Source organism: Nocardioides donggukensis, from assembly GCF_014842875.1.
In the GTDB taxonomy this organism is placed as follows: domain Bacteria; phylum Actinomycetota; class Actinomycetes; order Propionibacteriales; family Nocardioidaceae; genus Nocardioides; species Nocardioides donggukensis.
In genome coordinates, this window is the sequence record NZ_JACYXZ010000004.1 from 290,506 (window position 1) to 300,531 (window position 10,026).

10 protein-coding genes, 2 tRNA genes and 1 other RNA gene are annotated in these 10,026 nt (G+C 72.8%); 5 read left to right on the forward strand and 8 right to left on the reverse strand.

Annotation, left to right across the window (positions count from 1 at the left end; translation table 11 throughout):
• Positions 1-17 precede the first annotated feature (17 nt).
• Positions 18-479 (reverse strand): GatB/YqeY domain-containing protein, encoded by a 462-nt coding sequence (locus IE331_RS15145; RefSeq protein ID WP_192144289.1) that lies wholly within the window; start codon positions 477-479, stop codon positions 18-20.
• A gap of 26 nt (positions 480-505) precedes the next feature.
• Between IE331_RS15145 and IE331_RS15150 the strand changes: the two genes are divergently transcribed.
• The 4 genes from IE331_RS15150 (at position 506) to IE331_RS15165 (ending at position 3,185) form a co-directional block, all read left to right on the forward strand.
• The gene (locus IE331_RS15150) at positions 506-1,414 is read left to right on the forward strand and encodes a metallophosphoesterase (RefSeq protein ID WP_318646832.1); all 909 of its coding nucleotides are present in this window, start codon (positions 506-508) and stop codon (positions 1,412-1,414) included.
• Positions 1,415-1,507: 93 nt separating this feature from the next.
• A tRNA-Pro gene (locus IE331_RS15155) sits at positions 1,508-1,584 on the forward strand.
• A 159-nt stretch (positions 1,585-1,743) separates the two neighbouring features.
• Positions 1,744-2,199 carry a hypothetical protein gene (locus tag IE331_RS15160; RefSeq protein WP_192144291.1) on the forward strand — a complete coding sequence of 152 codons (456 nt, stop codon included), beginning with the start codon at positions 1,744-1,746 and terminating at the stop codon, positions 2,197-2,199.
• Positions 2,200-2,309: 110 nt separating this feature from the next.
• Entirely contained in the window at positions 2,310-3,185 is an 876-nt protein-coding gene (locus IE331_RS15165; protein ID WP_192144292.1) for a hypothetical protein, read from the forward strand.
• Between the two features lie 6 nt (positions 3,186-3,191).
• Here the strand turns inward: IE331_RS15165 and IE331_RS15170 are convergent, their stop codons facing one another.
• The 7 genes from IE331_RS15170 to ffs form a co-directional block, all read right to left on the reverse strand.
• The gene (locus IE331_RS15170; protein ID WP_192144293.1) at positions 3,192-4,232 is read right to left on the reverse strand and encodes an aspartate-semialdehyde dehydrogenase; all 1,041 of its coding nucleotides are present in this window, start codon (positions 4,230-4,232) and stop codon (positions 3,192-3,194) included.
• On the reverse strand, positions 4,229-5,500 hold the full coding sequence (locus IE331_RS15175; protein ID WP_192144294.1) for an aspartate kinase: 1,272 nt from the start codon (positions 5,498-5,500) through the stop codon (positions 4,229-4,231). The genes IE331_RS15170 and IE331_RS15175 overlap by 4 nt, the downstream gene beginning before the upstream one ends.
• A 65-nt stretch (positions 5,501-5,565) precedes the next feature.
• Positions 5,566-6,162: a DUF5063 domain-containing protein gene (locus tag IE331_RS15180; protein ID WP_192144295.1), complete on the reverse strand. Its 597-nt coding sequence runs from the start codon at positions 6,160-6,162 to the stop codon at positions 5,566-5,568.
• On the reverse strand, positions 6,155-6,754 hold the full coding sequence (gene recR, locus IE331_RS15185; RefSeq protein WP_192144296.1) for a recombination mediator RecR: 600 nt from the start codon (positions 6,752-6,754) through the stop codon (positions 6,155-6,157). Before recR ends, IE331_RS15180 begins: the two co-directional genes overlap by 8 nt.
• A 7-nt stretch (positions 6,755-6,761) precedes the next feature.
• Positions 6,762-7,157, reverse strand: a complete 396-nt coding sequence (locus IE331_RS15190; protein WP_192144297.1) for a YbaB/EbfC family nucleoid-associated protein — start codon at positions 7,155-7,157, stop codon at positions 6,762-6,764.
• 15 nt (positions 7,158-7,172) lie between these two features.
• Positions 7,173-9,527, reverse strand: coding sequence for a DNA polymerase III subunit gamma and tau (locus IE331_RS15195; RefSeq protein WP_192144298.1), 2,355 nt, complete (start codon positions 9,525-9,527; stop codon positions 7,173-7,175).
• Between the two features lie 68 nt (positions 9,528-9,595).
• Positions 9,596-9,686: signal recognition particle sRNA small type (ffs, locus tag IE331_RS15200), an RNA gene on the reverse strand.
• A 128-nt stretch (positions 9,687-9,814) separates the two neighbouring features.
• Between ffs and IE331_RS15205 the strand changes: the two genes are divergently transcribed.
• A tRNA-Ser gene (locus tag IE331_RS15205) sits at positions 9,815-9,902 on the forward strand.
• Positions 9,903-10,026 lie beyond the last annotated feature (124 nt).

Consider the following 10,026-nt stretch of genomic DNA (forward strand, 5'->3'; position numbering starts at 1 on the left):
CCGCGGGCGGTGCCGGTTCAGGCGCCGAGCTGGCGGCGTACCTCGGCCGCCACGGCGGAGCCGTCGGCACGGCCCTTCACCTGGGGCTGGACGACGCCCATGACCTTGCCCATGGCGCGCATGCCCTCACCGGCCGCGCCGGTGCTCTCCACGGCCGCGGCGACGATCTGTGAGATCTCGTCGGCGTCGAGCTGCTCGGGCAGGTAGTCGACGAGCACGCCGAGCTCGGAGCGCTCCTTGTCGGCCATCTCGGTGCGCCCGGCGTCGTCGAACGCGGCGGCGGCCTCGCGGCGCTTCTTGGCCTCGGTGGTCAGCACCGCCACGACGTCCTCGTCGGTCAACGCGGTCTGGGACGAGCCGGCCACCTCGGCGGTGGTGATCGAGGTCAGGATCATCCGCAGGGTCGAGGAGCGCACGGTGTCCCGCGCTTTGATCGCGGTGGTGAGATCGGCACGCAGCCGGTCCTTGAGGGAGGCCATGCCGGCCATTGTGGCAGCCTTGCCCCGTGCCACTCACACGGATTCTCGGGCTCGGGGCCCTCGCCGGCCTCGGCCTGGCCGGCTACGCCGCCGCGGAGGCCCGCTCCTACACGCTGCGGCGCACCGAGCTGCCGATCCTGCCGCCGGGCCACCCGGACCTGCGGGTGCTGCACCTTTCCGACATCCACATGACGCCCGGCCAGCAGGCCAAGCAGGCCTGGCTGCGCGGCCTGGCCGACCTCGAGCCGGACCTGGTCGTCAACACCGGCGACAACCTCTCCCACCGGACCGCGGTGCGGCCGGTCCTCGACTCGCTCGGCCCGCTGCTGGAGCGACCCGGGGTGTTCGTGTTCGGCTCCAACGACTACTTCGAGCCGACCCTGCGCAACCCGCTGCGCTACCTGCTGCCCGACGACGGGCAGCGCAACATCCACACCCCTCAGCTGCCGTGGCCCAGGCTCCGGGAGGGCTTCCTCGAGGCGGGCTGGCTGGACCTCACCAACACCCACGAGCGGCTGGAGGTGGGGTCGACCTCGTTCGCGTTCGCGGGCGTCGACGACCCGCACCTCGGCTACGACGACCTCGCGGCCGTCGCCGGTCCGGCCGACCCCGAGGCCGACGTGCGGCTCGGCGTCGCCCACGCGCCGTACCTGCGGGTGCTCGACCGGTTCGCCCTGGACGGGTACGACGCGGTGCTGGCCGGGCACACGCACGGCGGGCAGGTGTGCCTGCCGGGGGTGGGGGCGCTGACCACCAACTGCGACCTCGAGGCGGCCCGCGCCAAGGGTCGGCACCGGCACCCGGCGGCGTCCCGACCGGGAGATCCGGGCTCGACCTGGCTGCACGTCTCGGCCGGGCTGGGCACCAGCCCCTACGTCCGGTTCCGGGTCGCCTGCCGGCCCGAGGTGACCCTGGTGACGCTCACCGGTCGCTGACGCCCGACTCGGCCCGGCCCGGCCCGGGGCGGATTCGGAGGGGTGCCCGGCCTCGGGTATGCTCGCGTCTGCTCGCGGGGCAGAACCCGTGATCGGGCTGTGGCGCAGCTTGGTAGCGCGCCTCGTTCGGGACGAGGAGGCCGCAGGTTCAAATCCTGTCAGCCCGACCATGTGATGTCTCAGGACATCGGAAACCGCCGGACCTGCGTGAGCGGGTCCGGCGGTGGTCATTTCTGGGGTCTGCGGGTGGGTCCTTTGGGGGCGCTGTTGCGCTGGCCTCGTCACGCTTCGGGTCGAGGACGTTGTCCGCTCTCCTCTACTCTGCGGCAATGCGGTCGCTCGCGCTCTGGACGTTCGTCGGCGCCGCGCTCGCAGCCGGGTGCGGGGGCGAGGGCGGGGGCGAGGGCACCTTCGACACCTCCGGCACGGTGGACATTGTCGGATCGAGCGGATCGCAGGTGTTCGCGGCCGGGGCAACAGGTGGCGGAGCCCCCTGCCAGGGCGTCGGCGATCTCGGGGCCTTTCGCGAGCATGCCGAGGTGATCGTGCTCGACGCGGACGGGACCCAGGTCGCGGTCGGCATGCTGGGGCGCGGCAAGATCCCGGAGGCAGCGGGAGCAGCCCACGAGTCCCCTCGCCTGACGCCGTGCACCTTCGAGTTCGACGTGTCGGAGATCCCGGCTTCGGGCGGTCCGTTCACGGCCCGGGTCGATGAGGCCGAAGTGACGTTCGAGCAGGGTGACGGCGCGGTCGAGATCAGAGTCAGCGGCGACCAGTACCCGTGAGCACCAGCAGGATCGAAGCGGGATCGCGGCTCGGCGAACGCCCGCCGAAGCCACCGGGCGGGTCCGGGAGTCGCCCGTTTCGGGGGTCCTGATCTGGCAGACTGCGCGGCATGCCCGACAAGGACTCCGGACCGGACCAGGACCGCGATCAGCCCTCGCTGGAGCTGCCGTCGCTGGGCAGCATGCTGCGGCGCCGCAAGTCGCCTCCCGAGCCGGCCGCGGAGCCGGAGCCGGTCGACGTGGAGCAGCCCACTGTCGCCGAGGCGACGCCGACGGAGGAGCCCACGCTCGCCGGCGGGACGGAGGAGCCCACGGCGGTCGACCAGCCGGCCGTGTCGGAGTCCACCGAGCCGCGCGAGCCCGTGGCGGCCGACGCCGTGGCCCCGGTCGGGGCACGCGAGGCCGAGGCGCCCGCCTCCGCTCCTGCGCCCGAGGAGTCGGCCGCGGTCGATCCTCCTGCTGCGCAGCCGTCCGCGCCGGCGGCTCCCGCAGCGCAGGCGACCGACCAGACCGGGCGTGACGACGAGCTCGCCGACGGGGACGCCGCCCAGGACGAGGGCACGGCCGAAACGTCCGGCGCAGGCACGGGCTTCGCCCTGCCCTCCCTCCCGCCACTCGCCGCCCGGGTGGCGGCCCCGGTCACCGGCGTCGTCGTCGGGCTGCTCGCCGTCGGGGCGACGTACCTCGCGCTCGCGGGCTGCGAGCTGGCCCGCGGCACCAGCTCCTGCGGCGGCCCCGGCCTGTTCCTGCTGCTGGCGATCATGACCGCCCTGATCCTGGTGGGCGGCGCGCTCCTGCGGGCGTGGGACGTCCCGGACCCCGGCAGCACCAGCTTCCTCGCCGTCGGCCTGCTGGCGGTAGTCGTGCTGCTGCTCCTGCTCGACGCCGTCTTCTCACCGTGGATGCTGCTGGTGGTGCCGCTGGTCACCGCCGCCGCGTTCGCCGCCTCGCACTGGGTGACGACCGCGTTCGTCGAGATGGACTGAGGTCGCTCAGAGGCGAGCCGCCACCAGCTCGGCGATCTGCACGGCGTTGAGCGCCGCGCCCTTGCGCAGGTTGTCGTTGCTGATGAACAGCGCCAGGCCACGCTCGTCCGGCACGCCCTCGTCCTGCCGGAGCCGACCGACGTACGACGGGTCGCGGCCGGCCGCCTGCAGGGGCGTCGGCACCTCGGTCAGCTCCACGCCCTCGGCGTCGCCGAGGATCTCCGTGGCCCGCTTCACCGACAGCGGCCGGGCGAACTCGGCGTTGATCGCCAGCGAGTGGCCCGAGAACACCGGCACCCGGACGCAGATCCCCGACACCGGCAGGTCCGGGATGCCGAGGATCTTCCGGGACTCGTTGCGCAGCTTCTGCTCCTCGTCGGTCTCGTCGCGACCGTCGTCGACGATCGAGCCGGCCATCGGCACCACGTTGTAGGCGATCGGCCGGACGTACTTCACCGGCTCCGGGAAGTCGACCGAGTCGCCGTCCGTGGCCAGGGTCCTGGCGTCGCCCGCCGCCTCCACCTGGGTGGCCAGCTCCTCGACGCCGGCGACGCCGGACCCGGAGACCGCCTGGTAGGTCGCGACGACCAGCCGGCGCAGCCCGGCCTCGTCGTGCAGCGGCTTGAGCACCGGCATCGCGGCCATCGTGGTGCAGTTCGGGTTCGCGATGATCCCCTTGCGGGCCTCGGCGATCGCCTCGGGGTTGACCTCCGAGACGACCAGCGGCACGTCGGGGTCCATGCGCCAGGCGGAGGAGTTGTCGACGACGACCACGCCGGCCGCGGCGTACTTCGGCGCCAGCTCCCTCGAGGTGGAGCCGCCCGCGGAGAAGATCGCGATGTCGAGGTCGGAGACGTCCGCGGTGGCCGCGTCCTCGACGGTGATCTGCTCCTCCCCCCAGGGCAGGGTCCGGCCGGCGGAGCGGGCCGAGGCGAGGAACCGGATCGAGGCGACCGGGAAGTCGCGCTCGGCCAGGATCCCGCGCATGGCCACGCCGACCTGGCCGGTGGCGCCGACGATGCCCAGGCGGACCGGCCGGGGGCTCATCGTCCGCTCCCGCCGTAGACCACGGCCTCGACCTCGGTGGCGTCGAGGTCGAACGCGCTGTGCGCGCTCTGCACCGCCTGGTCCACCTGCGCCTCGTCGACGATCACCGAGATCCGGATCTCGGAGGTGGAGATCATGTCGATGTTCACGCCGGCCGAGGCCAGGGCGCCGAAGAACTTCGAGGTGATCCCGGGGTGGGAGCGCATGCCGGCCCCGATCAGGGACACCTTGCCGATCTTGTCGTCGTAGAGCAGCTTCTCGTAGCCGACCTCCGCCTGGATCCGGGCCAGCGCCGCCATCGCGGTCTGGCCGTCGGTGCGCGGCAGCGTGAAGGAGATGTCGGTCAGGCTGGTCGCCGCGGCCGAGACGTTCTGCACGATCATGTCGAGGTTGGTCTGCGCCTCGGCCAGGGCCTCGAAGATCCGCGCCGCCTCACCGACCTTGTCCGGCACGCCGACGACGGTGATCTTGGCCTCGCTGCGGTCGTGGGCCACGCCCGCGATGATCGGCTGTTCCATGGTGCCTCCCTCGGCCGGGTCGTCCACGACCCAGGTCCCTTGCAGCTGGCTGAACGACGAACGGACGTGGATCGGGATGTTGTTGCGGCGGCCGTACTCCACGCACCGCAGGTGCAGGATCTTCGCGCCGCACGCCGCGAGCTCGAGCATCTCCTCGTAGGAGACCTTCCCGAGCTTCCGGGCGCTGCGGACGATGCGCGGGTCCGCGGTGAAGACGCCGTCGACGTCGGTGTAGATCTCGCACACGTCGGCCTCCAGGGCCGCCGCCAGCGCGACCGCCGTGGTGTCGGTGCCGCCCCGGCCCAGCGTGGTGATCTCCTTGGTGTCGGCGCTTACTCCCTGGAAGCCGGCGACGATCACGATGTGGCCCTCGCCGAGCGCGGTGGTGATCCGCCCGGGCGTGACGTCGATGATCTTCGCCTTGCCGTGCACCGAGTCCGTGATCACCCCCGCCTGGGAGCCGGTGAACGACCGGGCGGTGAAGCCCAGGTCGGAGATCGCCATCGCCACCAGCGCCATCGAGATCCGCTCACCCGCGGTGAGCAGCATGTCCATCTCCCGCGCCGGCGGCAGCGGGGAGACCCCGTGCGCCAGGTCGAGGAGCTCGTCGGTGCTGTCCCCCATCGCGGAGACGGCCACGACCACCTCGTGACCGGCCTTCTTCACCTCGACGATGCGCCGCGCGACCCGCTTGACGGCATCGGCGTCGGCGAGCGAGGAGCCGCCGTACTTCTGCACGACAATGCCCACTTGGATTCCCTCACGAGTACGACGACACGACAGGTCGGCGCGCACGCTCGACCACCCGGAGGATTCTACCGGGGGTCGGGCAGGTCCTCGCCGAGCATCTCGTTGGCGGCCGCCACCTGCTCCTGGTCGGCCTCGAAGTCAGCGTCGAGACGGTCGTGGGACACGATCGACTGCAGGGCGCGGAGCACCCCGCTGGCCTCGCTGCCCCAGCTGGCGACGTACGAGAACTGCCACCACCACAGCGCCTCGGTGACCCGACCGGCCCGGAAGTGCCGCAGGCCGTGCGCCAGCGACGCGGCGGTGCTGGTGAGGTCGTCGGAGAGCGAGGCACTGACCAGCTCCGGCTCGCCGTAGGTGTCGAAGACCTCGACGTAGGTGTCCACCCCGTCGAGCATCCTGGCCAGGCGCAGGCGCATCTCGTCGAGGTCGGGGTCCGGCCCGGCGTCGGGCTGGAACTCCTCGGCCGGCGTGAAGTCGGCCTGCACGCCCAGCCGGGCACCGGCCAGCAGCACCTGGGAGACCTCCAGCAGGAGCAGCGAGATCGACCGGCTGGGGTCGTCGGCACGCGAGATCGCCTGCAGCGCCAGCAGGAAGCTCTCCACCTGGTCGGCGATCTGCTGGGTGAAGTCCTCGAGATCGGAGTCGATTCCCACCTCAGTCATCGGCCGCCCTCCTTCCGGCGAAAGCCCGTCCCAAGGTGACCTCGTCGGCGTACTCGAGATCACCGCCTACCGGCAGTCCACTCGCCAAACGGGTCACGCGCAACCCCATCGGCGCCAGGTTGCGCGTGAGGAAGGTCGCAGTGGCCTCGCCCTCGAGGTTCGGATCGGTCGCGAGGATCACCTCGGTGACCGTCCCGTCGGCGAGCCGGACCATCAACTCGCGGATCCGCAGCTGCTCGGGGCCGATGCCGTCGATCGGCGAGATCGCGCCGCCCAGCACGTGGTAGCGGCCCCGGAACTCCCGGGTCCGCTCGATCGCGACGACGTCCTTGTACTCCTCTACGACGCACAGCACCGTCGGGTCGCGCCGCGGGTCGCGGCAGATCCGGCACTGCTCGTCCTCGGAGACGTTGAAGCACACCGAGCAGAACTTCACCCGGGCCTTGACCTGCACCAGAATGTCGGCCAGCCGCCGTACGTCGGCCGGGTCGGCCTGCAGCAGGTGGAACGCGATCCGCTGGGCGCTCTTGGGGCCGACGCCGGGCAGCTGACCGAGCTCGTCGATCAGGTCCTGGACGATGCCTTCGTACAACGCACGCTCACATCCCCAGGCCCGGCATGCCGCCGCCGAGGCCGCCGGCGGGGCCGGCACCGGGCTCGCCGCCGAGGCCGCCGGCGAGCGGACCGAGCTTCTCGGAGGCCATCGCGTCGGCGCGGGCCTTGGCGTCGCGCCACGCGGCCACGATCATGTCGCCGAGGTCGGAGAGGTCGTCGGCGTCGTTGCCGTCGAAGCCACCGGCCCGGATCACCACGTCGAGCAGGTCACCGGTGCCGTTGACCTTGACCGTGACCGCACCGCCGGAGACGGTGCCCTCGACCTCGGACTCGGCGAGCTCGGCCTGCGCCGACATCAGCTGCTCCTGCATCTGCTGGGCCTGCTGGAGCAGGGCGTTCATGTCGAGGCCGCCTTCGCCTCCGAAGGGGTTCTGGGTCATCGTGGTGCCTCTCGCTCAGTCGTGCTTGATCTCTTGGATGATCTGCGCCCCGAGCTCACGCTGCAGCAGCTCGGCACCGGCCAGGCCGGCGCCCTCCGCGTCGGGGTCGTCCGGGTGGGCGTCCCCGTCCGCGGCGCGCGGGTCGACCGCCGGAGGGCTGCCGGCACTGCGGGTCTGCTGGATCGCCCCGCGTGCCGCACCGGAGGCGTCCGGGCCGGGTGCCGCCTGGGCCTCGGGTCGGTCGGGCTCGGTGCCCTCGGCGGGTTGCCGTGCGTGACCGGCGGGGGTGCCTGTCCCCTCCTGGCCCTCCTGGCCCTCCTGGCCCTGCTGGCCCTGAGGGCCCTGCTGGCCTTGGTGGCCTTGGTGGGCGGCCTGGCCGCTCGGATCGGGGCCGGTGCCCTGATCTACCTGAGCCGGGCCGGCGGGGGTGGCGCCGGCGCCCTGGGCGGGTGGAGCCGGCAGGTCGCTGCGCGCCCCGGGGTCGACGATCGCGTCCACCCGCCAGTCGGCACCGACCACGTCGATCGCCGCCTGCCGGACGATCTCCGGGCTGCCGCCGTTGACGAAGGACTCCCGGGCCCCGGCGTTGGCGAAGCCGAGGGTGAGGGTCCCGGCGTCGACCGCGACCACCTGGGCGTTCTGGGTGAGGTGGATCCAGGTGACCCGCCGCTTGAGCTTGGTGGCCTCGACGATGTCCGGCCACAGCCGGCGTACGTCGACCAGGCTCAGCCCGGCCGGCTCGGCCTCGGACTGCTGCGGGGCCGGAGTGGGCTCCGGCTCGGGGGCCGGCTGCTGGGCCGCACCGGTGTCGGGCTCGGGGGCGGACCGAGCTGTCGGGGACTCGGCGGCGGCCTCGGCGGGCTCGCCGGTCTGCTCCGCGGCGGTCTGCGCGGGATGGGCGGGCTCGCCGGTCTGCTCCGCGGCGGTCTGCGCGGGTGGCTCGGTCGTCTCTCTACGTTCTGCAGGTTCGGATGGCGTGTCGACCTGCGAAACGTAGAGACTCTCCGGCTCGGCCGGCGCGGGAGCAGCTGCCGGGGACGCGGGAGCCGCCGGCGCGGGAGCCGGGGACCCCGGAGAGGAAGCCGGGGGCGGAGGAGCAGGTGCCGAGGCAGCGGGCGCGGGAGAGGCAGTGGGCGCAGGCGCGGCCGCGCGGGCCGGGGACGGGGCCGGCGGGTGAGGCGCGGCTGCGGCCGGCTCGCCGGTGATCGCGAACCGCCGCTCGAGCCGGTCGAGCCGCGCCAGCAGGCCCTCCCGCGAGTCGTCGGCACCGGGCAGCAGCACCCGGGCGCAGATCAGCTCGAGCAGCAGCCGAGGGGCGGTGGCACCGCGCATCTCGGTGAGCCCGGTCGCCACGAGGTCGGCGGCCCGGCTCAGGTCGTGCACCCCGAATCGCGCCGCCTGCGCGACCAGCCGCTCGCCGGCGTCCTCGGCCACGTCGATCAGGCCGGAGGCGGGAGCGTCGGGCACTGCGGCCACGATCACCAGGTCCCGCAGCCGACGGAGCAGGTCCTCGGTGAACCGGCGTGGGTCCTGGCCGGTCTCGACGACCTTGTCCACGACCCCGAAGACGGCCGCGCCGTCGCCGGCCGCGAACGCGTCGACCACCTCGTCGAGGAGCGACTCGGGGGTGTAGCCGAGCAGCCCGGTCGCCAGCGTGTGGGTGACCCCGTCGGCGCCAGCACCGCCGAGGAGCTGATCCAGCACGGAGAGGGTGTCGCGGGCCGAGCCGCCCCCGGCGCGGACCACCAGCGGGAGCGCGGCCGGCTCGATGGCCACGCTCTCCTTGGCGCAGAGCTCCCCGAGGTACCCGGTCAGCAGCCGGGGCGGGATCAGCCGGAACGGGTAGTGATGGGTGCGCGACCGGATCGTCGGCAGCACCTTGTCCGGCTCGGTGGTCGCGAAGATGAAGCGCAGGTGCTCCGGCGGCTCCTCGACCAGCTTGAGCAGTGCGTTGAAGCCCTGCGTGGAGACCATGTGGGCCTCGTCGATGATGTAGACCTTGTAGCGGCTGCGGACCGGGGCGAAAAACGCCTTCTCGCGCAGGTCGCGGGCGTCGTCGACGCCACCGTGCGAGGCCGCGTCGATCTCGATCACGTCGATCGAGCCGGGACCGCCACGGGCCAGGTCGCGGCACGAGTCGCACTCGCCGCACGGGTCGGCGACCGGGGCCTGCTCGCAGTTCAGCGCCCGGGCCAGGATCCGGGCGGACGTGGTCTTGCCGCAGCCGCGGGGGCCGGAGAACAGGTACGCGTGGTTGACCCGGTTGTTCGCCAGCGCGGCGCGCAGCGGCTCGGTGACGTGGTCCTGTCCGATGACCTCGGCGAACGTCTCCGGCCGGTAGCGGCGATAGAGGGCGAGGGGTGCTTCCACGCTGTGAACCCTAACCACCGGGGCCGACAGCCGGTAGGCGGGACCGGGGCCGGCGACGCCGGGGACGGAAAGGCCCCCCGTGCACCCGACAGAGCACGCCTGCCCTTGCTGCCTTCCGGCCCTGGGGGAGTTCAGCGAGATGCCGCCGCACGGGGGGTTGCGCAGAAGTCTAGGTCAGGGGGTCCGGCCACATCAAAGCCGCCCACCCCACGCGGCGGGCCGCCTCCCGGACGGCGGCGCGGGAGGCGATTTCCCCGCCCCGACCCTCGACCGGTAGCCTCCTCGGCGGAGGATTCGCCTAGTGGCCTATGGCGCTCGCTTGGAAAGCGGGTTGGGTTAACGCCCTCAGGGGTTCGAATCCCCTATCCTCCGCCATTGTGATGAGTCGCGACATGGGTCTCGCCTGAGTCGCGACATGGGTCACTGAGGAGCCCCGGGCCATCGGCCCGGGGTTCTTTGTGTGTTGCGCCAGTAGGTCTTGGTGGGGTCGATGTGGTGG